The following is a 24,771-nucleotide window of genomic DNA, read 5'->3' on the forward strand; positions in this document are numbered from 1 at the left end:
TCCCCCGCCCCACACCGTAGATGAGCCACACCTTATGGCGGAGTAGCTCAGTTGGTTAGAGCAGCGGAATCATAATCCGCGTGTCGGGGGTTCAAGTCCCTCCTCCGCTACCATAATCCTCCCTCAAATTGACGAATCCACTGGCAGACGCTCAGTTTGTTTCTGTCACTTTTGGCCCTGAAGTCCAGTTCGACATGCAGGCCCTTGGCGCTGTTTTATCAACGCGCCCCGCTTCCTTGCGCCTTTGTATCCTGCTTTGAGCCAATTCGGGTGCTTTTGCACCCGTATAAAAAAGTGATGGCCAAAATTGCATAAAAGCTCTTAACGATACAACTTGAGAATGATAGTTCAGTTATTGAAACAACTTTAACGCAAACTTTCTTACGAGGCACAAATGGCCATTATTACCTCAACAACCGGCTTTTCGTACGAAGCACTCCACTTGGGGAACCTGGTTTCCTACATCGTGACCGATTACAGCGCGTCGGATCTGCTCAGCTACTCGCTTCCGAATGCAGATTTTCTGGCAGTTCAGTGGGAGGCTGACGGTCAAACCTATGTCACAGCCTTTGCAGGCTCTGATTTCGTGGTTCAGAACGGCATCCTGGTCAGCGGCACCATTGAAGGTGCCCTAGAGGCAACGGTCGAAGTCAGCTCGCTTTCGGTCAATCTGAACTGGAGCATTCTGGACATGCAGGTGGACGTTGCCGATCTGGTGGCAGTCGCCTTGACGCCATCTCCGGCGGATGATCTGGCGCTGATGGCGCAGGCTCTTTCGGGCGATGATAGCTTCCTGCTGTCGGACGCCGTGGATAATTTTAGCGCGGGCGCTGGCAATGACACTGTCTCTGCGGCAGGCGGTGATGACACTGTTTACGGTGGCGAAGGCAAAGACGTTATCCGTGGTCAGGCGGGCAATGATGTGCTGTTTGGCGAAGCAGGCGCAGACAAGCTGTTTGGCAATGTCGGCAATGACAAGCTCTATGGTGGCGCTCAGAACGACGTACTGAACGGCGGCATTGGACGTGATTTCCTTGTTGGTGGTGCCGGCAAGGACTTTATCAAAGGCGGCGTTGGTGCTGACCGTGTCGTTGGCGGCTGGGGTGCGGACACCATGGTTGCTCAGGGTGCAGACACCTTTGTCTACAAAGCAATCGGTGAAAGCGGCATTGGTGCGAACCGCCGTGACGTGATCCGCGATTTTGACACAGATATTGCAAAGATAGCTCTGGCGCAGATTGATGCCGATACCTCGACCGAGGCAGATGATGCATTTGCCTTCTCGATCAACGCCGCGGCGAATTCTGTCTGGTTCAAGCAGGTGGGCGAAGACGTCATCCTGCGCGCTGACGTGGACGGCGATGCGGCGGCCGACATGGCAATCCTGTTCGAAGGCGCCACCCTAGACGGTTTTGATGCATCGGTTTTGATCCTGTAATCAGGCGTAGGAAGCATTGCAGCACCCGGCCATTCTTGGCCGGGTGTTTGCGTTATTCCGCAACGATGACCTCGGTTCCCCAATCCTGACATTTTCGCGCCAGCGCGGGGGGCAGGGCATGATCGGTAAAGAACGCATCCAGCGCCGACAAGGACGCGATACGCGCCGGTGCGCTGCGCTGGAACTTTGAGGTGTCCGAGACCAGAAAGGTCTTGCGTGACTGGCGCAAGATCGCCTGACTGACGCCGACCTCTTGAATATCAAAGTCCAGAATGTCTCCGTCCTCATCCAGCGCCGAGCAGCCGATGACCGCGATGTCGAACTTGAACTGCTGGATTGCCTGCACGGTTAAGCTGCCCGTTAGCCCGCCGTCGGATCGGCGCAGTGTGCCGCCCACAACAATCACCTGACAGTCCGAGCTTTCGGCCAGAATATTCGCCACATTCAGGTTGTTGGTGACCACCATCATATCCCGATGGCGAAGCAATTCGGTTGCCACGGCCTCGGTGCTGGTGCCGATGTTCAGAAAAATCGAGGATTTTTCCGGAATACGTGCGGCGCAGGCGCGGGCGATGGCCTGTTTGCTGTCCTGATTTAGAAACCGCCGCTCTTCATAGCCGATATTTGAGGTGCCCGATTTCAGGATCGCACCCCCGTGGACCCGCTCCAATCGACCGGCGTCGGCCAGATCGGTCAGATCGCGGCGAATGGTTTGCAAGGTCACGCCGAAATGGGCGGCCAGCCCTTCGACGGTCACTTTCCCTTCACGGCGGGCGATCTCCAGAATTTCCGGATGGCGTAAAGTTTGCGACATGGTCTCCTCCCCATGGGTCGTGGCGAGTATGCGCGGTTTTTTTCGGTTTTCAAGATTCACCGTAAAATTCGCGCAAATCTGCCGCAGGCGCAGCGATTCCTGTGAGATATTCTTTCGCATGTGCAGAAAAAACGAAAGTAAGAGAACATATTGGTTCTTCTTGATCCATTTCAGATCAATGGCTTACAGGAAAACGAACATTAACGAACATTTTTGCTTTCCTTTTTAGCGACTCAAGCGTAGCGTGGCGACAAATCGAAGCTGTGGCAAAAGGGAGGGCCGCGTGTCTTCTGTGTCAGGAAACCGTTCGCAAACGGACCTTTTCATTATTGGTGGCGGTATCAACGGCTGCGGGATCGCGCGGGATGCGGTCGGACGTGGCCTGACGGTTGCGCTGGCCGAGATGGGGGATCTGGCGTCGGCAACGTCCTCTGCTTCGACCAAACTGTTTCACGGTGGCCTGCGCTATCTGGAGTATTTTGAGGTTCGCCTTGTCCGCGAAGCCCTGATCGAACGCGAAGTGCTGCTGAAGGCGATGCCGCACATCAGCTGGCCCATGCGGTTCGTCCTGCCTTACCACAAGGACATGCGGTTCGAGAATTCGACGCCCACGTCGCGCCTTTTGAACTTGTTTATGCCGTGGATGAAAGGGCGTCGCCCTGCGTGGCTGATCCGCTTGGGTCTGTTTATGTATGACAACCTTGGGGGCCGTGAAATTCTGCCCGGCACCAGCACCGTTGATCTGACCCGTGGCCCTGAGGGTGCGCCGCTGCAGGATCGCTTTGAAAAGGCGTACGAATATTCCGATTGCTGGGTCGAGGATTCCCGTCTGGTCGTCCTGAACGCCCGCGACGCCGAGGCCCGCGGTGCCGAGATCATGACCCGCACCAAGGTTCTGTCGGCCACGCGTGAAGGCGACCAATGGCGTGTCACGGTGCAGGATATGCACACGGGCATGGTGCGCGATCACTTTGCCAAGATGCTGGTGAATGCGGGAGGCCCTTGGGTGGGCGATATCATTCAAGGGAAAATCCGTTCGAACAGCAAAGAGGGCGTGCGTCTGGTTCGCGGCAGTCACATCGTGACGCGCAAGCTTTACGACCATGACAAATGCTACTTCTTCCAAGGGACCGATGGACGGATCATCTTTGCCATTCCCTATGAGCAGGACTTTACCCTGATCGGCACCACCGATGCAGAGCACGATGACCCCTCGGTCAAGCCGGTCTGCACCGATGAAGAGCGAGACTATCTGCTGGATTTCGCCAGCCAGTACTTCGAGCAGAGCCTCAGCCGCGATGATATCGTGTGGACCTACTCGGGCGTGCGTCCGCTGTATGATGACGGGGCCTCTAGCGCCACGGCGGCCACACGGGACTATACGCTGAAGGTGGACGACAAGGGCGGCGCGCCCGTGCTGAACGTCTTTGGTGGCAAGATCACCACTTATCGCCGCCTTGCCGAAAGCGCGATGGAGCATATCGCCGAGGTATTTCCGCAGGCCAAGACCAAGTGGACCGCTGGTGTCCCTTTGCCGGGCGGCGACTTTGCCGTCGCGGATGTCGAGGCGATGATCGCTGATTTACAACGGAAATACCCGTTTCTGACCCCGTTCTGGGCCCGCCGCCTGATGCGCGCGTATGGGTCCGAGGTGTCAAAGGTTTTGGGTGACGTAACGAACGTAGCACAACTGGGGCGTGACTTTGGCGCGACCCTGACAGAGGCTGAGGTACGATGGCTGATGGAACGCGAATACGCGCAAACAGCCGAAGACGTCATCTGGCGTCGTAGCAAGTTGGGTCTGCGCCTGACGGCCGATGAGGTCGCGGCGTTGGATCAGTGGATGAAGGACGCGACCGTGCAAGGTGCCGCAGCAGCGGCGCAATAAGCGCGGAGCGACAGGGAGGAGAAAGTATGACTCTCGCTTTGGAGCGGGTCGAAAAGGTCGTGAACGGCCAGACCCATATTTATACGACCGATCTGGTCTTGCAGCCCGGCACGATGAACGTGCTGTTGGGGCCGACCTTGTCGGGCAAGACCTCGCTGATGCGTCTGATGGCTGGCCTTGATGTGCCGACCTCGGGCCGTATTCTGTGGAACGGTCAGGATGTGACGGGCGTGCGGGTGCAGGACCGTCAGGTTGCGATGGTCTATCAGCAGTTCATCAATTATCCCTCGATGACCGTCTACGACAACATCGCCTCGCCGCTGAAACTGATGGGCAAGACTGCCGCAGAGATTGACGCTGCTGTGAAAGAGGCTGCCGATCTGATGAAGCTGACCCCGATGCTTGGCCGCAAGCCGCTGGAGCTGTCGGGCGGCCAGCAGCAGCGTTGCGCCTTGGCGCGAGCGCTGGTGAAGAACGCGGGCCTTGTGCTGCTGGACGAGCCGCTGGCCAACCTTGACTACAAGCTGCGCGAAGAACTGCGCGTTGAAATCCCCAAGATTTTTGAGGAATCCGGCAGCGTCTTTGTTTATGCGACCACCGAACCCGAAGAGGCTCTGCTGCTTGGCGGGAACTGCGCCACCATGTGGGAAGGTCGCGTGACCCAGTTCGGTCTGACGCCGTCGGTCTATCGTCAGCCTGTGGACGCCACCACGGCGCGGGTGTTCAGCGATCCGCCGATGAACTTCCTTCAGATCAGCAAGACCGGCCATGTTCTGATGTTCGGTAAGGGCCAGAAAACCCCCGCCACCGGCGCGTTGGCGAACCTGCCTGATGGCCGCTACATCGCGGGATTCCGTCCCAACCACGTGGAAATCGGCAAGCACACCGCTGACGCCATGAAGTTCACCACCCGTCTGGAAGTGACCGAACTTACGGGCTCTGAAACCTTCGTCCATCTGGACCATCATGGTGAAAAGTGGGTCGGTCTGGTGCATGGGGTGCATAACCTCAGCCTTGGCGCGGATCTGGATGTCTATCTGGACCCTAGCCACGTCTACATCTTCGGCGAAAACGGACAGCTTGTGGCCCCGGCGGCCTACGCGGTCGCTGCATAAGGAGCGGGAAAGATGGCAAAAATTACCCTCGATAATCTGGCGCACTCCTACCTGCCCAACCCCACCAGCGAAGACGATTTCGCCCTGAAGCAACTGGACCACGATTGGGTGGACGGCGAGGCATATGCCCTGCTTGGCTCTTCGGGTTGCGGCAAGTCCACGCTGCTGAACATCATCTCGGGCCTCTTGACCCCGTCGCAGGGGCGTATCCTGTTCGACGGTAAAGACGTGACCAACGCCCCGACCGCCGAGCGCAACATCGCGCAGGTGTTCCAGTTCCCCGTGGTCTACGACACCATGACCGTCCGCGATAACTTGGCCTTCCCGCTGAAGAACCGCGGCGAAAAGCCCGCCTATATCGCAGAGCGCGTGAACCAGATCGCAAAGATGATCGGGATGGAGCATGAACTGGGCCGCAAGGCACGCGGTCTGACCGCCGATGCGAAGCAAAAGATCAGCCTTGGTCGCGGCATGGTCCGTGAGGACGTGAATGCACTGCTGTTCGATGAGCCGCTCACCGTCATCGACCCCCACATGAAGTGGGAACTGCGCACCCAGCTGAAAAAGCTGCACCATGAATTCGGTCACACCATGATCTACGTGACCCACGACCAGACCGAGGCACTGACCTTCGCGGATAAGGTTGTGGTCATGTACGATGGCCGCGTTGTGCAGATCGGCACGCCCGAAGAGCTGTTTGAAACCCCTGAGCATACGTTCGTGGGCTACTTCATCGGCTCGCCCGGGATGAACGTGATTCCCGCCAAGGTGGATGGCGATAAGGCCTATATCAACGGCAGCTATGTGCAGCTTGGCCGTGGCTATGCGCCGCTGGATGGCAAAGTGGAAATCGGCGTGCGTCCCGAATTCGCCACTCTGTCGGAAACCGATGGTCTGCCCGTGAAAATCCGCCGGATCGAGGACGTGGGCCGCCACAAGATCATCCGCGCCGAGTTCTTTGGCAGCGACATCAACATTATCGCGAACGAGGGCACCCCGATCAGCGCGGACATGAACCGCGTCAGCTTCGACCCCGCCCACGTCAATGTCTACGCCAATGACTGGCGCGTGAAGGGGGAGGCCGCCTGATGGAAAAGACAGTCAACCAAAAGGCATGGTTCCTAGTTCTGCCGGTGCTGCTGCTGGTGGCATTCTCGGCGGTGATCCCTCTGATGACCGTGGTGAACTATGCGTTTCAGGATACCTTCGGGAACAACGTCTTCTTCTGGGCTGGCCTCAGCTGGTTCGAAGAGTTGATCGAATCCGACCGCATGTGGGCGGCCTTGGGCCGTCAGGCGATCTTCTCGGCGATCATTCTGGCGATTGAAATTCCGCTGGGGATTTTCGTGGCGCTCAACATGCCGAAAAAGGGTTTCTGGGCCAGCTTCTGTCTGGTGCTGATGTCCCTGCCGCTGCTGATCCCGTGGAACGTGGTAGGCACCATCTGGCAGATCTTTGGCCGCGTGGACATTGGCCTGTTGGGCTACACGCTGGATAAACTGGGCATCAGCTACAACTACACGCAGGATTTCTATGCGGCGTGGATCACCGTCATCGTGATGGACGTCTGGCACTGGACCTCGCTTGTGGCGCTGCTAGCCTATGCCGGTCTGCAATCGATCCCCGACGCCTATTATCAGGCGGCGAAGATCGACCAAGCCAGCCGCTGGAACGTCTTCCGCTATATCGAGCTGCCCAAGATGGCCGGTGTTCTGATGATCGCGATCCTGCTGCGCTTTATGGACAGCTTCATGATCTACACCGAGCCCTTCGTAGTCACTGGCGGTGGCCCCGGCAACGCAACCACCTTCCTGTCGATCGACCTTGTGAAGATGGCTTTGGGGCAATTCGACTTGGGTCCGGCGGCGGCGTTCTCGCTGATGTACTTCCTCGTGATCCTCTTGATTTCATGGGTGTTCTACACCGTCATGACCAACCTTGATAAGCGGGAGGGCTGATCCAATGGCCGATATGACCGTCAATCAATCCGCCGCCCGCAGCAAAGCTGCGGTCAAGGTGAACACCCGTGCTATCGTGATGGGCATTTACCTGCTGTTCCTGCTGTTGCCGATCTACTGGCTCATAAACATGAGCCTGAAGACCAACACGGAGATCCTCAGCAGCTTTTCCCTGTGGCCCCGCGATCTGACGTTCCAGAACTATGCGACGATCCTTACCGATCCCAGCTGGTACATGGGCTATGTGAACTCGCTGATTTATGTGGTGATGAACACGGTGATCAGTATCGTGGTGGCGCTGCCTGCGGCCTATGCGTTCAGCCGCTACAGCTTTATGGGCGACAAGCATCTGTTCTTCTGGCTGCTGACAAACCGCATGGCACCGCCCGCCGTCTTCGCGCTGCCGTTCTTCCAGCTTTATAGCTCGGTCGGTCTGTTCGACACGCATATCGCCGTGGCGCTGGCGCACTGCCTGTTCAACGTGCCGCTGGCCGTGTGGATCCTGGAGGGTTTCATGCGCGGCGTGCCCAAGGAAATCGATGAGACCGCCTATATCGACGGCTACAGCTTTGGCCGGTTCTTCATCAAGATTTTCACCCCCCTGATCGCCAGTGGCGTGGGTGTGGCTGCATTCTTCTGCTTCATGTTCTCGTGGGTGGAACTGCTGTTGTCGCGCACCCTGACCAGCGTTGAGGCAAAGCCCATCGCCGCCACCATGACCCGCACGGTGTCGGCCTCGGGGATGGACTGGGGCGTGCTGGCTGCCGCTGGTGTGCTGACCATCGTTCCGGGCGCTTTGGTAATCTACTTCGTCCGCAACTACATCGCCAAGGGCTTTGCCCTGGGCCGTGTGTAACCCGAAGAAAGAGGAGTTCTGACAATGGCTTGGATGGCTTGGACCCTGCCCACAGCGGCATTCTTCGGGATTATCGCCTGCCTGCTGATCACCTTCACGGTGCTGGCAATCAAATTCCCAGAAACGCCCCGCACCGGCGTTCTGCGGATCGAGACGACGCGTGGTGACCGCTTGTTCATCACGCTTCTGGGCTCGGCCTTTATCAACCTGGCTTGGCTGGGTTTGGTGGGGGCCAATCAGCCCTATGCGCTTGGTGTCTGCCTTGTTTACGCCTTTGCGGTCTTCCGCTGGGTCTAAGGGCTGATGCCATGCTGGCGGCAATGACCGCCGGCGTACCAGTAGAAACGGTTCAATATAGGGAGGAAACTTATGAACCCGTTTTTCAAATCGACCACAGCGCTTGGCATTGCGCTGACGTTGCTGTCCGGTCCCGCATTTGCGGACATGGACGCAGCCAAGAAGTTTCTCGATGACGAAATCGGTGAACTGTCGTCGCTGAGCCGCGCCGATCAGGAAGCCGAAATGCAGTGGTTCGTCGATGCGGCGCAACCGTTTGCCGGCATGGAGATCAAGGTGGTGTCGGAAACCATCACCACCCACGAATACGAATCCAAAGTGCTGGCTCCGGCCTTCACCGCGATCACCGGCATCAAGGTCACCCATGACCTGATCGGCGAAGGCGACGTGGTGGAAAAGCTGCAGACCCAGATGCAGTCGGGTCAGAACATCTATGATGGCTACATCAACGACTCGGACCTGATCGGCACCCACTGGCGCTATCAGCAGGCCCGCAACCTGACCGACTGGATGGCAGGCGAAGGCGCTGACGTGACCAACCCCGGTCTGGATATCGCGGACTTTATCGGCACCCAGTTCACCACTGGCCCCGATGGCAAGCTGTACCAGCTGCCCGACCAGCAGTTCGCGAACCTCTATTGGTTCCGCTACGACTGGTTCAATGACGAAAAGACCAAAGCGGACTTCAAGGAAAAGTACGGCTACGATCTGGGTGTTCCGGTCAACTGGTCGGCCTATGAAGACATCGCCGAGTTCTTTACCGGCCGCGATATGACCTACGCAGGCGGCCCCGAGAGCGTCTTTGGCAACATGGACTACGGCAAGAAAGACCCCAGCCTTGGCTGGCGCTACACCGACGCGTGGATGTCGATGGCTGGCATGGGCGACAAGGGTGAACCCAACGGTCTGCCCGTCGACGAATGGGGTATTCGCGTTAACGAAAACAGCCAGCCTGTCGGCTCGTGCGTAGCCCGTGGCGGCGCAACCAACGACGCGGCAGCTGTCTACGCGGTGACAAAAGCGATCGAGTGGCTGCAAAAGTACTCGCCCCCCGCAGCGGCAGGTATGACCTTCGGCGAAGCCGGTCCCGTTCCCGCGCAGGGCGAGATCGCGCAGCAGATGTTCTGGTACACCGCCTTCACCGCGGACATGGTCAAGGAAGGCCTGCCTGTCATGAACGAAGACGGCACGCCCAAGTGGCGCATGGCCCCCAGCCCGCACGGCGTGTACTGGGAAGAGGGCATGAAGGTTGGCTATCAGGACGCGGGTTCGTGGACCCTGATGCAGTCCACCCCCGTCGACAACGCCAAGGCTGCATGGCTGTATGCACAGTTCGTGACCTCGAAGACCGTAGACGTGAAGAAGGCCCACGTGGGTCTGACCTTCATCCGCGAGTCGACCGTGAACCACGACAGCTTCACCGAGCGCGCACCCAAGCTGGGTGGTCTGGTGGAATTCTACCGCTCGCCCGCACGGGTCCAGTGGTCGCCCACCGGTACCAACGTTCCTGACTACCCCAAGCTGGCTCAGCTGTGGTGGCAGAACATCGGCGACGCAATGTCGGGCGCCAAGACCCCGCAAGAGGCTCTGGATGCGCTTTGCGCCGATCAGGAAAAAGTGCTTGAGCGTCTGGAGCGTGCAGGTGTTCAGGGCGACAACGGTCCCAAGCTGAACGAAGAGCAGGATCCGGAATACTGGCTCAGCCAGCCCGGCTCGCCCAAAGCCAAGCTTGAGAACGAGCGCGAAGAACCCAAGACCGTCGCCTACGACGAGCTGATCGCAAGCTGGAAGTAAGATTACTCCCGAAGGGTGGGGCTGCACATTGCGGCCCCGCCCGACTTGTTTGTACTCTCCCTTGAAAATTTGAAACTATTTGCACCGCCGCGCTGCGTCACAGGAGGTTTGCGATGACATATATTCTGGCAATCGATCAGGGCACCACGTCCAGCCGGGCGATCCTGTTTGATGAAAAGATGCAGCTGAAGGCGACCGCGCAGGAAGAATTCCCCCAGCATTTCCCCCAGTCCGGCTGGGTGGAACACGATCCCGCCGATATCTGGTCCACCACCGCAGGCACCGCCCGCGAAGTGATCGAACGGGCGGGCATCAGCGCCAATGATATCGCTGCCATCGGCATTACCAACCAGCGCGAAACCACGCTGGTTTGGGACAAGACGACCGGCCAGCCGATCTATAACGCCATCGTCTGGCAGGACCGCCGCACCTCGGATTACTGTAAGGAACTGAAGGCCGCTGGCCATGAAGAGATGTTCACCGACCGGACTGGTCTGCTGCTGGACCCCTATTTCTCGGGGACCAAGCTGAAGTGGATTTTGGATCATGTGGACGGTGCCCGCGACCGTGCCCGGAATGGCGAGTTGCTGTTCGGAACCGTCGATAGCTTTCTGATCTGGAAGATGACGGGCGGCAAATCCCATGTGACCGATGCCACCAACGCGGCGCGCACGCTGCTCTATGATATCCGCAAGGGCCGCTGGTCCAAGACGATCTGCGATCTGATGGACATTCCGATGGAGATGCTGCCAACAGTTCAGGACTGCGCCAGCGATTTCGGCGTGACCCGTGCGGACCTCTTCAGCAAGGAAATCCCGATCCTTGGGGTGGCAGGCGATCAGCAGGCTGCGACTGTGGGGCAGGCGTGCTTTCAGCCCGGTATGATGAAATCCACCTATGGGACGGGCTGTTTTGCGCTGCTGAACACCGGTGAGACGCCGGTTCGGTCCAACAACCGTCTGCTGACCACCATTGCCTACCAGTTGGATGGCAAGCCGACCTATGCGCTGGAAGGCTCGATCTTTATTGCGGGGGCAGTGGTGCAGTGGCTGCGTGACGGCTTGCAGATCATTCGCAGCGCCTCGGAAACCCTGCCGCTGGCTGAAAAAGCCGACGCGACGCAGGACGTGATCCTTGTGCCCGCCTTCACCGGTCTTGGTGCGCCTTATTGGAACGCCGAATGCCGTGGGGCGGTTTACGGGCTGACCCGCAACTCTGGCCCCGCCGAATTCGCCAAAGCCGCGTTGGAAAGCGTCGGCTATCAGACCCGCGATCTTCTGGAGGCGATGACCGCCGACTGGCAGGACGCCAATGGCGGCGCGGGCACCTTGCGCGTTGATGGCGGGATGAGCGCCAACGATTGGGCCATGCAATTCCTGTCTGACATCATCGGCGCGCCGGTGGATCGCCCGACCGTGCTGGAAACCACAGCCCTTGGGGCCGCATGGCTGGCGGGGATGAAGGCGGGCGTCTATCCGGCAATGGAAGACTTTGCCAAGACTTGGGCGGTCGAAAAGCACTTTGACCCCGCCATGGACGATGATACCCGCGCCACCAAGTATGATGCGTGGAAACGCGCGGTGACCGCCACGATGAGTGTCTGATGCAATTTTCCCTGACTGCCCCCGCCAAACTGGAATTCGGACGCGGCAAAGCGGCCCTTGTGGCCCCCGCTGCCGTTAAAATGGGGCAGCGGGTGCTGTTGGTGCGGGGACGCTCGGCCGTTTGGGCCGATACCCTGCACGCCGATCTAACTGTTGCGGGCTGCACGGTCACAGTGGTTTACGGACAGGGCGAGCCCGATCTGCCGCTGGTCTTGGACCTTCTGGGGCAAGTGCGCGGGCAGGGGGCGGATGTGGTGATCGGGGTCGGGGGCGGCTCGGTCCTTGATCTGGCCAAGGCGCTGGCCGCGCTGGTCCCCGCGCCTGCCGATCCCATGCGCTATCTGGAAGTGGTGGGCGAGGGCAAACCCCTAGAGGCCGCGCCGCTGCCGTTCATCGCCGTGCCAACGACCGCTGGCACAGGGGCCGAGGTTACCAAGAACGCTGTCATCGGCATCCCCGAACATAGCCGTAAAGTCTCGCTGCGTGATGATCGCATGATGGCGCGTCTGGCAGTGGTCGATCCGGCCCTGACCGATGGCTGTCCGCGCGGCGTCACACTTGCCTCGGGCCTTGATGCGGTGGTGCAGGTGATCGAACCCTATCTGTCCTGCAAAGCCACGGTTTTGACCGATGCCCTGTGCCGCGACGCGATCCCGCGGGGTCTGTCGGCGCTAAACCGTTTGATGCAGGGCGAAGACGCGCAGTCCCGCGATGATATGGCCCTGTGCAGTCTTTACGGAGGGCTTGCCCTTGCTAATGCGGGCCTCGGGGCCGTGCATGGGGTTGCGGGCATTCTTGGCGGTGTGACCGGTTGGCCCCACGGGCTGATCTGCGGCCGTTTTCTGGTGCCTGTTCTGCGGGATCACGCGACTGCGCCCGATCTGCCGTTAGACACCGAAAATCGCCTGCAAGAGGTCCGTCAATGGATCGCTGATGCGATGGGTGGCAGCCCTGATCTGGCCTTCGAGACGCTGGAAAACTGGATCGAAGATGCTGGTCTTCCGCGTTTTTCGACCATGGGCGGTTCACAAACCGATGAAATTTTCATCGCTAACGGGGCTGCGGTCTCGTCCTCGATGAAGGGGAACCCTGTGGTGGTTCCTGCAGATCGTCTGGCCAAATTGGTGAAAACGGTCCTCTGCGCGTGAAGCTCTGCCTCACAACCCCTTGAAAGCCTGCGTCAATCTGACCGCACACACTTTCGGACGTAGAATTTTTTCAATTAAATCAACTGCTTTTGTTTGAAAATCAGAGAGGGCACGTTTGTATTTCTGCAAACGATAAAAGGCACATCTGAGATAAATCGAAGGGTCTAGCCGTCGTACCTTTGATTATGCCGTTCTCTCTTTAGTTCGTTTTTCCGCAGTATCGAACGGGTCTCGCTCAACCCAATCCGATGAAAGTGCCAACATGACCAAGATTGCAGATAAAATGGACGCCCATGAGCGTGTCGTTTCTAACTGGCAAGACGTCGACGCCTGGACTGCTTTAGACATTCTGTCTAACCCGATCATGATCTCGGACACCGATCTGGTGGTCCGCTTCGTCAACAAGGCCGCGATGAAAATGTTCGCGGCGATTGAAGACGACATTCGCAAGGATCTGCCCCATTTCCGCGCCGATGATGTTCTGGACAAGTCTATCGACCAGTTCCACAAGAACCCCGGCCACCAGCGCGGTATGCTGGCCCATCTGGTCCGTCCCTATGACGGTGGCTTCACCATCGGGGGCAAGCATCTGAACTTCCGCGCGACACCCAAGATGGGCACTGATGGCAAGCCGGTGGCCTTCTTCGTCGAGTGGAAAGACAATACCGAGTTGGTCGAGACCCAGCGTCAGACCGAACTGCTGATCGAAGGCGTCGTGAAGATGGCTGGTGCCCACAAGAACGACGAGATCACCGCACGGATCAGCGAAGACGGTATGGACGAGAAATATGCTGGCATCGCGCGCGACGTGAACAGCATGATCACCGAGCATATCGAGACCAAGAAGACCATCATCTCGGCTATGCGCGCCTTTGCGCGGGGTGATTTTGCCCATGACTTCCCCGTATATGGCGGCGAGCGTGCCTTTATCACCGACGCCGTTGAGGAGGCCCGTCGTGTGTTTCTGGAAGTGGTTGATGAGATTGAAGAGCTGTCGCAGGCCATCGTGGACGGGCAACTGGACAAGATCATCGAATGTGACCGCTATGAGGGCGGTTTCAAGCGGATCGTCGAGGCATTGGACCGGGCCTATGACGGCCTGAACACCACCATTCGCGGGATCAGTGAAGAGGTGGGGCAGGTTTCGGGAACGATCACTCAGGTCAGTGAAACCGCCACTGAACTGGCCACCAACGCGCAGATGCAGTCTTCGGCGATCGAGGAAATCTCGGCCACCACCGAAGAGACCGACGCTATGGTGCGCAGCAACGCGGACGCCAGCAAGTCGACATCGGAAGTTGTGACTGCTGCCCGCGCGGTGTCGCTGGACGGTCAGAACAAAGTGGCCGAAATGGTCGAAGCGATGCAGGACATCCGCAGTGCCTCGGACGACATCAGCAAAATCATCAAGGTCATCGACGAGATTGCCTTCCAGACCAACCTGCTGGCCCTGAACGCTGCGGTTGAGGCCGCTCGTGCGGGTGAACACGGACGCGGTTTCGCCGTTGTGGCGCAAGAAGTGCGCAATCTGGCAGGACGTTCGGCCCAAGCGGCGAAGGAAACGTCAGAGCTGATCGACAGCGCTGGCCGCAAAGTGCGCATGGGGGTCGACCTGGCGGATCAGACGAAGGAGTCGTTCACCTCGATCGGTGCGGACATCGCCCGGATCGACGAGCTTACGAACACCATCAGCGTGGGCAGCGCCGAACAGTCGCGCGGTGTCAGCCAGATCAGTCAGGCCGTGAACGAACTGACCCGTAGCAGCCTTGGTGTCACCAGCCAATCGGACCAGTTGGCGACCGCGGCAACGCAGATGTCTTCGGCCTGCCAATCGGTGCAATCGGCCATGTCGCGCTTCCAACTGCGCGAGGTCCGCAAGCCTGCCGGGGGAGCTTCGGATATTCTGAAGAACCTGTCGCCTGATCGCTTGCGAGAGCTCGAGGCATTCTTGATGCGTGGGCAGGGTGCGCCCACGAAGTCAGAGCCTAAAGCCAGCGGAAATCGGGATATGGACCCGCGCGGCTTTGGCAGCTTCTAATTAAAGACAGAGGGCACCTGATGGATCGGGTGCCCTTTTTGCCTTCCCAGACAGACATCCTTTGCAAAAACATCAGACCTAGCCTTGATATTTTTTGAGTTTAGGTGAATACATAGGTATCTTTCGATTAGCCCTTTTGTGTTCCTTCTGAGCCAAGGCTGTCCCAATGATTAAACCCCAAGGATACAATGCGCGACAGTTGACCGTTTATTTAACGGCTGCCGTTCTGATGATCGGGGGAATTTTGGCCTTAGACCTTTATTTGGAAAGGTCTTTTACCAATAGCATTCGTAGTCAGTTCCGTGCCGAGATCGACTCGGAGATGGAAGCTTTGCACGCTTGGAAAGAACGCCGCCGAAGTGAAATGGCGGCAATCGTTTCTGACCCCTACCTGGTCGATCTAACGCAGAAAATCTTACTTGTTCCGCCTGACAAAGAATCGCTTGTGGCGTCTGATGCGCAGCAGAGACTGCGCGAGCATTTTAAATCTTGGTTCAAAAATCACCTTATTCAGGGCATTTCCCTGATCGCCAAAGATGGCACTAGTCTGGCCTCAATGCGGGATATTAACCTAGGCAGCCAGAACCTACTAACCCTGCAGCCCGAGACACTGGAAAAAGCCTGGAACGGCCAAATCGTTCTAAGCAAGCTTCAGCCGTCGGATGTTGTGCTGCAAGTACTCCCGTCGGATTTTGGTGATCTGACCTTTTTCGTGCTCGGACCTGTGTTTGACGAGGCAGGTCAGGTGATGGCGGTGTTTGCCCTGCGGCTTTCCCCGTACGAGCGCCTTTTCGCGCCCATCCGCCAAGCGGATAGTGCCGATGGTGACGATATTCTTGGCTTTGACCACTTTGGTCATCTGGTCAGTCTCAGTCCGAGCGGATCCATTTTGCACTCAGAGTCCAACTCTCCGTTGATGCCGATGTCCGTCTCTGGCGAGGATTTTAACGGATATGAGCTTGCAGATGGGACCAAGAAAATCGGCGTCTGGCGCTGGGATGCTGAGTTGGGGTTCGGCTATCTGAAGCAAGCCCCGATTTCGGTCGTCATGGGATATAAAACGCCTTTGCGCCTTGCTTCACTGGTGCTGGCGGTCTTGCTTTTGACGACGCTTGGGTCGCTTTACTCAACTTTGTGGGCCATGCGGATGCGCGAAAGAGAGCAGGAACAACTGCTGCACTTGGTCATGCATTCGACCAGAGATCTCAATGCCCTTGTTGACGAAAACGGGCGGATTTTGCGCGTAAACAAGGCCAGCAAATCCATTCTGGGCGTCCCGATGGAAGAGGCGATCGGCCTTGATCTGTCGTCCATGCTCAAGCCTCACGTTCGGCACCAACTGTTGAACTTTCCAGGGGCGCGGGTCCTGCGAAGTCTGGCCGAGGATACAGCCGAGGAACATCGCTGCTTCTTGAGGCGCTATCAGGGGCCGATGCTGCCTTGCCTTGTCTCGGTCCGGTCTTACCGCACGGTGGATGCACGGACCGAATATCTTGTAATCATTCATGATTATTCCGGTGCGGACGCGCAGGAAGAAGAACTGACCTCGGCGGTCAGTCAAGCCGAGGCCGCGGGGCGGGCCAAATCGGCTTTTCTTTCAATGATCAGCCATGAATTACGCTCGCCCGTGGCCAGCGTCAGCGCGGCGCTGCGGTTCGTGGAAGAACATGTGAAGGATATCGGCGGGCGGAAAGTTCTGCACAGCGCACAGCGCTCGACGGGTCATTTGTTGTCGATCATCGATGACATTCTGGACTATTCCCGTCTGGAGGCCGAGCAACTGTCCCTGTCGCCCGAGCCGATGAAGCTATGCGATGCCCTGCGCGACGTGGTGGACGTCTTGCATTGGAGTGCGGATGAAGCCGGCGTTGAATTGATCACTGAATGTGATGACACCTTGCCAGCCATTCAGGCGGATGCCCTGCGCATCCGGCAAGTTCTGATCAATCTGATTGGCAACGCGGTGAAATTCAGCGCCCGTCTGGATCACAAGGGCGAGGTCCGCGTCTCGATCAAAAGCCACCGTCGCACCGATGATATGATTGAGGTTGCTTTGCTGGTCGCAGACAACGGTATCGGGATCGAAGAAGATCAGGTCGCTAAAATGTTCGCGCCCTTTACGCAGGGCAAGAATGAGGGCCGCCGCGCAAAAGGGGGGGCGGGTCTTGGGCTGTCCATCGTGGCGCGATTGGTGGCGCTGATGGATGGATCGATTGATGTGAATTCCAGAAAAGGGGTGGGAACGCAGATTGCCGTAAGCTTTTGCTTTCCGATCTCAAAAGAAACGGGCCGCGTGGTCCAGTTGCACACGTCGGCTAAGGGGGCGTCAGCCAGCAAATTGATCGGCTGATTGTTCTGTCGCCTGTGGCGGTGTGTTGTTTCGGACAGTTTTTGTCCGCTGTTGATGATTTGAATTTTAAATCTAACAATTTGAAAAATTGAAATTTTTTGATTTCTTCCGTTTGCCCTTTCCTATCGGTCAGGTCCGTTCGGAATAGTGATTTAATGGTCCGTAGCGGGTTTTATTGCACCCTTAAAAAATGAGAGGGGACCTATGGAAAATTGGGATGACCTACGCTTTTGCCTAGCGCTTTCGCGCTACCACACTATGTCGGCGGCGGCTGAACATCTGGGAACCAATGTCGGGACAGTCTCGCGGCGGATACACGGGTTCGCAGAACGATTGGGGTTTCCCCTGTTTGAAAAGAATGGCGTCGGTTGGGCGCCCACCGAAGAGGCCAAGGGCCTGATCGCCTGTGCTGAACAAACAGAACAGCAACTGATCTTTGTGACCTCCCAATGTGATGCGGGTGCGCGTGACCGCGAGATCCGTGTGTCCTGCGCTCCGGAAATGCGACAGGCAGAGTTGATCAGGAAGGTCGGTGAATTCTGGCGTAACAATCCTGACATCCGCCTCAATATGTCCTTCCGCACCGCAAGTCTGGCCTACGGCGAGACCGATATTCTGATCACCCCCGAATTGATCAGCGAAGGCAACCTGTTGCGAAAGCGGGTCGGCTCGATCACTTATGGAATTTGGTGTGGGGCTGATTTTCAGGGCCGCGACCAGTTGAAAGGCTGGATCATGTCGCAAGGGATGCAAGGCGTCGAAGGGTTATACGGGGAACTGCGTGACCGTTTCGGAGCGCCGTATCTAACCACCTCGGATCGGACCGTCGAGGCGGATGTCGTGGTGGACGCGCCGTTTTGCGCTGTTTTGTCAGAGCCTTACGCTTTGTCCCATGGCGGGTTGCGGCTGCTGTCCGAATACTCTGGGATGGAGCAGGACATCTATCTGTACATTCACGCCCTGCGAAAGAAAGACGCGACGGTGCGCCGTGTGATGGATTGGCTGGAAGGCACATTCGCCGCGCGTAGTGACCGACTGGTCCTAAGCGCCATTCCAGATCAGCATCTGGATTAGGCGTAGACCAGGCGTTCCTTTTGCAGACGCCGTGCGATGCGGATCGCGATGCCCAAACTCTCGCGCGAGATCTGGTCCTTCAGGAGAAATCCGTCGATGGCCAGATCCTGCGTGGCGCGGGCCAGACTTTTTGCGGAAACGCCGGTGGTCATAATGATCCCCGCACTGGCGATTGGCCCTTGTGTGCTGCGGATGACATTCACCAGATCGGCCCCTGTCTCCCCTGCGCCATTGCCAAGGTAAAAGTCCATCAAGATGACTTCGGGGGCAGCTCTATTGCCGTTCAATTCGCCATCGCGAAAGCTGGGGCCGTTGTCATAGCTGGTGATTTCACAGCCAAACAGTTCGGAAACCCATTCGGTGATGATGCTAAGCTGTAGCGCGTCGTCTTCGACGATTACGATCCGCATGGAACGATCCGATCTTGATGAGGTGGGAAACCGGAAAACGATCACCAAGTATCTATAGTATTAAAGTATAGCCTTTTTATTGTATGAAGTCAATTTTCCGAAGCGGAGAAAACGATTTTTGCAATGATTTTGAAGTTCCTTTGCATTTTATGAGGTCAAACGCGTGGGGTGCTGGCGTGCTGTCTCTAGCAGGATATCCAGCATCAATGCCTGTTCGGCAGTTTGAAAGGTCTCGGACCGCATGGAAACGCCTACGGGGCCGCCAAGCAGATCATTGGCCAAGGGCAGCAACGCCAGCGTGCCGATCTCAAGCTCTTCACGTACCACTCCATGTGAGATGAACCAAATCGTGTCCGAGCGCTGCACGACCTTGCGTCCAAACGCCAGCGAGACATTCTCGAACGCCGGACGCGCAGCTCCAAGACCAATGGAATGCAGGAATGTGCGCACGGACTGAGAGATCACTGCACCGGAAGGGGGCAGCATCAGCGGGTAATCGTCCAGCTCGGTCAGGGCCCATTCGCGGCTTAGCAGCGGGTGATCGGGACGCACGACAGGGACGACTCTTTCGGAATAAAGCTGGCGAAATGACAGCCCCTCGGTCGTGCCGGCGGGAGGCATCCGGCCCACCACCATATCAAGCGCGCCTTCGCGCAACTGGCTAAGCAGCATCCAGTTGGGGCCTGTGGTGACGCGCAGCAGGCATTCGGGCATTTCTTGACGCAGGCGCAAGGCGGCCAGTGGCAGCAGGTCCGTGGCCGCCGTGGGCAGCGCTCCGACCGCCAGACGGGTCAGGTCTTTCGGGGCTGATTGGGCCATATCCTGCGCGCGGCGCAAATCCACCATTGCAGGGCCCGCATGACGCTGGAACAGACTGCCCGCCCGTGTCAGGGTCAGCCTGCGACCACTGCGATCAAAAAGGGCGACCCCCAGAATGTCTTCCAGTTCCTTGATGGTTTTCGACGCGGCTGGCTGGCTGACATGCAGCGCATCTGCCGCCGCAGACAGGCTGCCAAGACGGGCGGTTTCCAGAAAGCACCGGATGTGGCGCATGCGGATCTGCGGATCAATCACTATAACCTCTGGGTTATGAAACTTTCACGAGATTATAATTTTATTCACCGATTGGCTATGCCAAACACCGCGCAGGGAGATTCAGATGCACACTGTTACTGTTGATCAAGTGGTTCTTCACGTTCAGGACCAAGGCCCCAAAGATGGCCGTGTGGTGATGTTCGCCAACTCGCTTGGCACGGATCTGCGGGTCTGGGATCATCTGATCCCGCTTTTGCCGCAGGACTTGCGGATTGTCCGCTTTGACAAGCCGGGCCACGGTCTGAGCGATTGCCCCGAGGCGCCCTATACCATGGAGCAGCTGGTGGATTTCGCAGAAGGCGTGGCCAAGGCGCTTGACCTGAGCGAGATTACTTTTGTTGGTCTGTCCATCGGCGGCATGATCGGGCAGGGGCTGGCGGCCAAGCGCCCCGATCTGCTGAAGGCGCTGGTGTTGATGGATACCGCCGCCAAGATCGGCAACTTTGATATGTGGAACACGCGGATCAATGCGGTTGCGAAGGACGGCATTGAATCGCTGGCCGACGCGATCCTTGAGCGCTGGTTCGGTGCCGCCTTCCGCACCGGCAAACCCGAAGAGCTGGCCATGTGGCGCAACATGCTGTCGCGCACGCCTGCCGAGGGTTACATCGGTTCCTGTCAGGCGATTGCAGGCACTGATCTGACCGACGCGACCAGCGGGCTCACCTTGCCAGTGTTGGCGATGGCTGGCGATCAGGACGGCAGCACGCCGCCCGAACTGGTGCAGGCCACCGCCAAACTGTGCGGCGCTGAGTTCCACATCATCGATGGGGCGGGCCATCTGCCCTGCATCGAGCAGCCCGAGGTGGTTGCCGAACTGATTATCGACTTTCTGGAGAAGACAAACTGATGTCTGACCGCTTTGACCAAGGCATGAAGGTGCGCCGTTCCGTGTTGGGGGATGCCCACGTGGACCGCGCCGAGGCCAACAAGACTGATTTCGATCTCGCCTTCCAGACCCTCATCACCGAGGGCGCTTGGGGCACCGTGTGGGCGTCCGATGGCATCAGCCGTCGCGAACGCTCGATGATCACGCTGGCGCTGCTGGCGGCCACGGGCAACTTTGAAGAGATCCCCATGCATATCCGGGCCACTGCCCGTACCGGCGCAAGCAAGCGCGACGTTCTGGAGGCTTTCCAGCATGTTGCCATCTACGCCGGGGTCCCTCGCGCGAACCATGCCTTGAAATTGGCGAAAGCCACCTATGCCGAAATGGAGGCGGCATCTGATGACTGATTTAGGCCCGCTTATTCCGCGGAATCGCGAAGCGCACCCAGACGCATACGATCCTGCATATAAAACAAGTGTTTCCCGTTCCCCGTACCTACCTTTGTTGTCGATGGAATCCGGCCTCTCCGAGGAAACCGGCCCCACCTTCGGCCACAACAAGCTGGGTGCTTTGGACAACAACCTGATCCTGAACTGGACCAAGGGCGCGGCCCCCGCTGTGGGCGAACGCATCCTGATGCACGGCCGTGTGGTTGATGAAAACAACCGCGCTGTGCCGAACACGCTGGTCGAGATCTGGCAAGCCAATGCCGGTGGCCGCTATCGCCACAAGAAAGACGGCTATCTGGCACCGCTGGACCCGAACTTTGGTGGCTGCGGTCGGACTCTGACCGACGAGAACGGCTACTACCAGTTCCTGACCATTCGCCCCGGTGCCTATCCTTGGCCGAACCGTGGCAATGACTGGCGCCCCATGCACATTCACATCTCGGTCTACGGCCACAGCTTTGGCCAGCGCCTGATCACCCAGATGTATTTTGAGGGCGATCCGCTGATCAACCACTGCCCGATTGCTGCGACCATCAAGAACCGCAGCCAGTTGGACCGTCTGGTCGCGCCGCTTGACTTGGCAAGCTCGCGTCCGCTGGATTTCCTTGCGTACAAGTTTGACATCGTTCTGCGCGGTCGCCGCCAGACCATGTTCGAAAACAAGCTGGAGGGGATGTAAGATGGTACAGAAACTGGACACTCTGGTAGAGACCCCGTCGCAGACCGCTGGCCCCTACGTCCACATCGGCCTGATGCCCACCTATGCGGGCAACGCGGGCTACTATGATGAGGAAATCGCCACTAGCCCCATCGCCGACGGCGCAAAGGGCGAAGTGATCGAGATCGTCGGTTCGGTCTTTGACGGCACTGGTTGGGCAATGCGCGATGCGCTGCTGGAAAGCTGGCAGCCCGATGCGGCTGGCAAATTCGCTGGCCAAGAGGGTGCAGACCCCGCCGTGACCGGCCACTGCCGTTTTGCAGCCGATGCCGAAAGCGGCGAGTTCACTCTGCGCACGGTCAAGCCGGGCAAGGTTCCGGCTCGTGGTGGCGGCTTTTCGGCGCCTCATATCTCGGTCTGGATCTGCGCACGTGGCATCAACATCGGCCTGCAGACCCGCATCTACTTTGAGGATGAGGACAACAGCGCAGATCCGCTGCTGGCCCGCATCGAACAGCGTCCCCGTGTGGACACGCTGATCGCTAAGAAGATCGGTGAAGGCAAATACCGTTTTGACGTTCGTCTGCAAGGCGAAGGCGAGACGGTTTTCCTCGATATCTAAATCATTCGGGGCGTCCATCCGTGGGCGCCCCTCAGCATGAAAGACGCGAACATGACCAAACCCTGCATCATCTGTGTGGCGATCACTGGCTCGCTGCCGACCAAAGAGAACAACCCCGCAGTGCCGATCACTGTGGCAGAGCAGATCGAAAGCACCCAAGAGGCGTTCGAGGCTGGCGCGACTATCGCCCACTGCCACGTGCGCGACGATGAGGGTAAGCCGACCTCTGACCCCGAGCGTTTTGCGCGTCTGAAAGAAGGTCTGGAAAAGCACTGCCCCGGCATGATCGTGCAGCTTTCCACCGGTGGCCGTTCCGGCGCGGGTCAGACCCGTGGCGGTATGCTGCCCCTGTCGCCTGACATGGCCTCGCTGTCGGTTGGCTCGAACAACTTCCCCACCCGCGTCTATGAGAACCCGCCGGAACTGGTCGATTGGCTGGCCGCCGAGATGGTGAAATACGGCGTGAAGCCCGAGATCGAGGCGTTCGACCTGAGCCACATCCTCAAGGCCGCCGACATGTTCAAAAAGGGCCAGATCGCGGAAACCCCCTACGTCCAGTTCGTGATGGGTGTGAAAAATGCGATGCCTGTGGATCGCGATGTCTTTGATTATTATATCAAAACCGTGCACCGCCTGTTCGGCGCGGATGCCAATTGGTGCGCCGCTGGTATCGGTGCGCATCAGATCACTTTGAATGACTGGGCCGTTTCCTCGGGCGGTCACGCACGCACCGGTCTTGAAGACAACGTGCGCATTGACCGCGACACACTGGCACCCTCGAACGCGGCACTGGTGCAGCGCGTGGTCGATCTGTGCGACAAGTACGAGCGTCCCGTCGCCACATGGCAGCAGGCACGCGAAATGCTGAATCTGAAGGTGCCTGTAACCGCATGACCCCGACCCCTTTGACTGGCGCCGTCACGGCGCCGCTCTATGGCGATCCAGAAGCCACCGCCCTTCTTTCAGAAGCGGCGGTTGCTGCGCATATGGTGTCCTTTGAGGTGGCCTTGGCCCGCGCGACCGAGGCCGTCGGCCTGACCGAAACCGGTAGCGCCGATGCCATTGCCAAGGCTTTGGACGGGTTTGCACCCGATCTGGTAGGGCTGGGGCAGGGGACCGCATCTGCCGGTGTTCCTGTGCCTGCGCTGGTGGCGCAGCTGCGTAAGGCCTGCGGCCCTGAGGGGCAGGCCTTGCACTGGGGCGCGACCTCTCAGGACGTGGTGGATACGGCGACGGTGATGGCGCTGCGCGATGTGCTGGGGCTGTTCGCGGCCCGTCTGCCCGCACTGATCGCGGCGCTGAAGCAAGCGTCCGAGGATCAGGCCGAAACCGTCATGGCAGGCCGCACCCGTAGCCAGATCGCTACGCCGATCACATTGGGTCTGCGGGCGGCCAACTGGGCCGCGCCGCTGATTTCCCTAACCGAAGAACTGCCAAGCCTGCGGGAAAAGCTGTGCCGCGTGCAATTTGGCGGTGCTGCGGGCAACAATCTGGCGGTTGCACCGCATGGTGATGAAATCGCTCGTCAGATCGCCGAAATGCTTGGTTTATTCCATGATAACGTCTGGCATTCCGACCGCAACGCTGTGGTCCTGCTTGGCGCTTGGTGTGCCCGTGTCGCGGCTGCACTGGCGAAAATGGCCTCTGATCTGGTTGTCATGGGCCGGTCCGAGGCTGCCGAGGGCAAGGCTGGCAAAGGGGGCGGTTCGTCCACCATGCCGCAAAAGGCCAACCCCGTCGGGGCCGAGGCGATTGTCACGCTGGCTGCTTATATCAACGGCCTGAACCCCTTGCTTGTTACCGCCGCCAGCCCGCTGGAAGAGCGGGACGGGGCGAAATGGGCGCTGGAATGGTTCGCCCTGCCGCAGATCCTGATCGCCACTGCAGCAGCCCTGCGCCACGGGCAGGAGCTTGCCACCAGCCTGCAAGCCTTCCCTGACAACATGGCGCGGATGCTTGAGGCAAACGGCGGCGCGGTGATGTCCGAAGCGGCCAGCTTTGCTCTGGCGGCCCACATGCCCCGCGCCGATGCGCAGGGGCTGGTGAAGGACGCCTTGAAGATCGTGAACACCCGTGGCGGCACATTGGCCGACGCTCTGGCCGAGATTGGCCCCAAGGGCATCGACTGGGCCGCCGCGTTGGACCCCAAACGGGCGATTGCCCCCTCGCAAATGCAGGCTGCGGCCATCTTTGCGCGGGCAGCGCCTTTGATTGAAACCTCATCCTCGGAGGAAGATGAATGAACAAAGTGTATGGCAGCGCGTCGGAGGCTCTTGAAGGGCTGCTGCGCGACGACATGCTGATTGCGGCAGGGGGCTTTGGCCTTTGCGGGAT

General features: G+C 58.6%; 22 protein-coding genes, 1 tRNA gene and 1 pseudogene. 21 read left to right on the top strand and 3 right to left on the bottom strand.

The genetic code is table 11. The features are described 5' to 3' along the window. Positions 1-36 precede the first annotated feature (36 nt). Both CLV74_RS13840 and CLV74_RS13845 read left to right on the top strand, forming a co-directional pair. Positions 37-113, top strand: a tRNA-Met gene (locus CLV74_RS13840). Between the two features lie 281 nt (positions 114-394). After that, positions 395-1,438 carry a calcium-binding protein gene (locus tag CLV74_RS13845; RefSeq protein ID WP_106265788.1) on the top strand — a complete coding sequence of 348 codons (1,044 nt, stop codon included), beginning with the start codon at positions 395-397 and terminating at the stop codon, positions 1,436-1,438. A 52-nt stretch (positions 1,439-1,490) separates the two neighbouring features. Here CLV74_RS13845 and CLV74_RS13850 read toward each other — a convergent pair whose 3' ends face one another. After that, positions 1,491-2,252 (bottom strand): DeoR/GlpR family DNA-binding transcription regulator, encoded by a 762-nt coding sequence (locus CLV74_RS13850; RefSeq protein WP_106265872.1) that lies wholly within the window; start codon positions 2,250-2,252, stop codon positions 1,491-1,493. 283 nt (positions 2,253-2,535) lie between these two features. On the opposite strand from CLV74_RS13850, the gene glpD reads away from it, so the two are divergent. The 12 genes from glpD (at position 2,536) to CLV74_RS13910 (ending at position 18,374) form a co-directional block, all read left to right on the top strand. Next, a complete protein-coding gene (glpD, locus tag CLV74_RS13855) occupies positions 2,536-4,140 on the top strand; it encodes a glycerol-3-phosphate dehydrogenase (RefSeq protein ID WP_106265791.1) in 1,605 nt (534 codons plus the stop codon). Between the two features lie 26 nt (positions 4,141-4,166). Then, the gene (locus tag CLV74_RS13860; protein WP_106265793.1) at positions 4,167-5,255 is read left to right on the top strand and encodes an ABC transporter ATP-binding protein; all 1,089 of its coding nucleotides are present in this window, start codon (positions 4,167-4,169) and stop codon (positions 5,253-5,255) included. A 12-nt stretch (positions 5,256-5,267) separates the two neighbouring features. After that, entirely contained in the window at positions 5,268-6,344 is a 1,077-nt protein-coding gene (locus CLV74_RS13865; RefSeq protein WP_106265795.1) for an ABC transporter ATP-binding protein, read from the top strand. Next, a complete protein-coding gene (locus CLV74_RS13870) occupies positions 6,344-7,213 on the top strand; it encodes a carbohydrate ABC transporter permease (protein WP_106265797.1) in 870 nt (289 codons plus the stop codon). Before CLV74_RS13865 ends, CLV74_RS13870 begins: the two co-directional genes overlap by 1 nt. Positions 7,214-7,217: 4 nt before the next feature. After that, a complete protein-coding gene (locus CLV74_RS13875; protein WP_106265799.1) occupies positions 7,218-8,069 on the top strand; it encodes a carbohydrate ABC transporter permease in 852 nt (283 codons plus the stop codon). Positions 8,070-8,093: 24 nt separating this feature from the next. After that, positions 8,094-8,366, top strand: a complete 273-nt coding sequence (locus CLV74_RS13880) for a DUF2160 domain-containing protein (protein WP_106265802.1) — start codon at positions 8,094-8,096, stop codon at positions 8,364-8,366. 72 nt (positions 8,367-8,438) lie between these two features. After that, positions 8,439-10,160 (top strand): ABC transporter substrate-binding protein, encoded by a 1,722-nt coding sequence (locus CLV74_RS13885; protein WP_106265804.1) that lies wholly within the window; start codon positions 8,439-8,441, stop codon positions 10,158-10,160. Positions 10,161-10,273: 113 nt separating this feature from the next. Then, positions 10,274-11,764, top strand: a complete 1,491-nt coding sequence (glpK, locus tag CLV74_RS13890) for a glycerol kinase GlpK (RefSeq protein ID WP_106265806.1) — start codon at positions 10,274-10,276, stop codon at positions 11,762-11,764. Beyond that, complete coding sequence (locus tag CLV74_RS13895; RefSeq protein ID WP_170108058.1) at positions 11,761-12,912, top strand: iron-containing alcohol dehydrogenase; 1,152 nt, start codon at positions 11,761-11,763, stop codon at positions 12,910-12,912. The genes glpK and CLV74_RS13895 overlap by 4 nt, the downstream gene beginning before the upstream one ends. Before the next feature lie 262 nt (positions 12,913-13,174). Beyond that, entirely contained in the window at positions 13,175-14,950 is a 1,776-nt protein-coding gene (locus CLV74_RS13900; RefSeq protein ID WP_106265810.1) for a methyl-accepting chemotaxis protein, read from the top strand. Between the two features lie 556 nt (positions 14,951-15,506). After that, the gene (locus tag CLV74_RS13905; protein ID WP_170108056.1) at positions 15,507-17,300 is read left to right on the top strand and encodes a PAS domain-containing sensor histidine kinase; all 1,794 of its coding nucleotides are present in this window, start codon (positions 15,507-15,509) and stop codon (positions 17,298-17,300) included. 204 nt (positions 17,301-17,504) lie between these two features. Further along, on the top strand, positions 17,505-18,374 hold the full coding sequence (locus CLV74_RS13910; protein ID WP_106265814.1) for a LysR family transcriptional regulator: 870 nt from the start codon (positions 17,505-17,507) through the stop codon (positions 18,372-18,374). On the opposite strand, the gene CLV74_RS13915 is transcribed toward CLV74_RS13910, so the two are convergent. Both CLV74_RS13915 and pcaQ read right to left on the bottom strand, forming a co-directional pair. Continuing rightward, positions 18,371-18,784 (bottom strand): response regulator, encoded by a 414-nt coding sequence (locus CLV74_RS13915; protein ID WP_106265816.1) that lies wholly within the window; start codon positions 18,782-18,784, stop codon positions 18,371-18,373. The two genes, CLV74_RS13910 and CLV74_RS13915, sit on opposite strands and share 4 nt — an antisense overlap. A gap of 147 nt (positions 18,785-18,931) precedes the next feature. After that, positions 18,932-19,858 (bottom strand): pca operon transcription factor PcaQ, encoded by a 927-nt coding sequence (gene pcaQ / locus CLV74_RS13920; protein WP_106265819.1) that lies wholly within the window; start codon positions 19,856-19,858, stop codon positions 18,932-18,934. Positions 19,859-19,943: 85 nt separating this feature from the next. On the opposite strand from pcaQ, the gene pcaD reads away from it, so the two are divergent. The 7 genes and pseudogenes from pcaD to CLV74_RS23200 form a co-directional block, all read left to right on the top strand. Then, a complete protein-coding gene (pcaD, locus tag CLV74_RS13925) occupies positions 19,944-20,729 on the top strand; it encodes a 3-oxoadipate enol-lactonase (RefSeq protein ID WP_106265821.1) in 786 nt (261 codons plus the stop codon). Continuing rightward, on the top strand, positions 20,729-21,115 hold the full coding sequence (pcaC, locus tag CLV74_RS13930) for a 4-carboxymuconolactone decarboxylase (RefSeq protein WP_106265823.1): 387 nt from the start codon (positions 20,729-20,731) through the stop codon (positions 21,113-21,115). Before pcaD ends, pcaC begins: the two co-directional genes overlap by 1 nt. Continuing rightward, entirely contained in the window at positions 21,108-21,836 is a 729-nt protein-coding gene (gene pcaH / locus CLV74_RS13935; protein WP_106265825.1) for a protocatechuate 3,4-dioxygenase subunit beta, read from the top strand. Before pcaC ends, pcaH begins: the two co-directional genes overlap by 8 nt. A gap of 1 nt (position 21,837) precedes the next feature. After that, complete coding sequence (gene pcaG, locus CLV74_RS13940; protein ID WP_106265828.1) at positions 21,838-22,437, top strand: protocatechuate 3,4-dioxygenase subunit alpha; 600 nt, start codon at positions 21,838-21,840, stop codon at positions 22,435-22,437. Between the two features lie 51 nt (positions 22,438-22,488). Further along, positions 22,489-23,331: a 3-oxoadipate:acetyl-CoA acetyltransferase gene (locus CLV74_RS13945; protein WP_106265874.1), complete on the top strand. Its 843-nt coding sequence runs from the start codon at positions 22,489-22,491 to the stop codon at positions 23,329-23,331. Continuing rightward, a complete protein-coding gene (locus tag CLV74_RS13950; protein WP_170108057.1) occupies positions 23,328-24,680 on the top strand; it encodes a lyase family protein in 1,353 nt (450 codons plus the stop codon). The genes CLV74_RS13945 and CLV74_RS13950 overlap by 4 nt, the downstream gene beginning before the upstream one ends. Further along, positions 24,677-24,771 (top strand): annotated as a pseudogene (locus tag CLV74_RS23200) (succinyl-CoA--3-ketoacid-CoA transferase); the annotation flags it as partial. The gene CLV74_RS13950 and the pseudogene CLV74_RS23200, both read left to right, overlap by 4 nt.

This window comes from Donghicola tyrosinivorans (assembly GCF_003003355.1).
Taxonomy (GTDB): domain Bacteria; phylum Pseudomonadota; class Alphaproteobacteria; order Rhodobacterales; family Rhodobacteraceae; genus Donghicola; species Donghicola tyrosinivorans.

Coding starts and splice junctions, on each gene's coding strand:
- pcaG (WP_106265828.1), top strand. CDS start 21,838: ATGGTACAGAAACTGGACACTCTGGTAGAGACCCCGTCGCAGACCGCT.
- CLV74_RS13875 (WP_106265799.1), top strand. CDS start 7,218: ATGGCCGATATGACCGTCAATCAATCCGCCGCCCGCAGCAAAGCTGCG.
- CLV74_RS13865 (WP_106265795.1), top strand. CDS start 5,268: ATGGCAAAAATTACCCTCGATAATCTGGCGCACTCCTACCTGCCCAAC.
- CLV74_RS13910 (WP_106265814.1), top strand. CDS start 17,505: ATGGAAAATTGGGATGACCTACGCTTTTGCCTAGCGCTTTCGCGCTAC.
- CLV74_RS13880 (WP_106265802.1), top strand. CDS start 8,094: ATGGCTTGGATGGCTTGGACCCTGCCCACAGCGGCATTCTTCGGGATT.
- CLV74_RS13945 (WP_106265874.1), top strand. CDS start 22,489: ATGACCAAACCCTGCATCATCTGTGTGGCGATCACTGGCTCGCTGCCG.
- CLV74_RS13850 (WP_106265872.1), bottom strand. CDS start 2,252: ATGTCGCAAACTTTACGCCATCCGGAAATTCTGGAGATCGCCCGCCGT.
- CLV74_RS13860 (WP_106265793.1), top strand. CDS start 4,167: ATGACTCTCGCTTTGGAGCGGGTCGAAAAGGTCGTGAACGGCCAGACC.
- CLV74_RS13845 (WP_106265788.1), top strand. CDS start 395: ATGGCCATTATTACCTCAACAACCGGCTTTTCGTACGAAGCACTCCAC.
- CLV74_RS13915 (WP_106265816.1), bottom strand. CDS start 18,784: ATGCGGATCGTAATCGTCGAAGACGACGCGCTACAGCTTAGCATCATC.
- glpK (WP_106265806.1), top strand. CDS start 10,274: ATGACATATATTCTGGCAATCGATCAGGGCACCACGTCCAGCCGGGCG.
- CLV74_RS13870 (WP_106265797.1), top strand. CDS start 6,344: ATGGAAAAGACAGTCAACCAAAAGGCATGGTTCCTAGTTCTGCCGGTG.
- CLV74_RS13950 (WP_170108057.1), top strand. CDS start 23,328: ATGACCCCGACCCCTTTGACTGGCGCCGTCACGGCGCCGCTCTATGGC.
- pcaD (WP_106265821.1), top strand. CDS start 19,944: ATGCACACTGTTACTGTTGATCAAGTGGTTCTTCACGTTCAGGACCAA.
- CLV74_RS13900 (WP_106265810.1), top strand. CDS start 13,175: ATGACCAAGATTGCAGATAAAATGGACGCCCATGAGCGTGTCGTTTCT.
- CLV74_RS13905 (WP_170108056.1), top strand. CDS start 15,507: ATGCGGGATATTAACCTAGGCAGCCAGAACCTACTAACCCTGCAGCCC.
- pcaC (WP_106265823.1), top strand. CDS start 20,729: ATGTCTGACCGCTTTGACCAAGGCATGAAGGTGCGCCGTTCCGTGTTG.
- CLV74_RS13885 (WP_106265804.1), top strand. CDS start 8,439: ATGAACCCGTTTTTCAAATCGACCACAGCGCTTGGCATTGCGCTGACG.
- pcaH (WP_106265825.1), top strand. CDS start 21,108: ATGACTGATTTAGGCCCGCTTATTCCGCGGAATCGCGAAGCGCACCCA.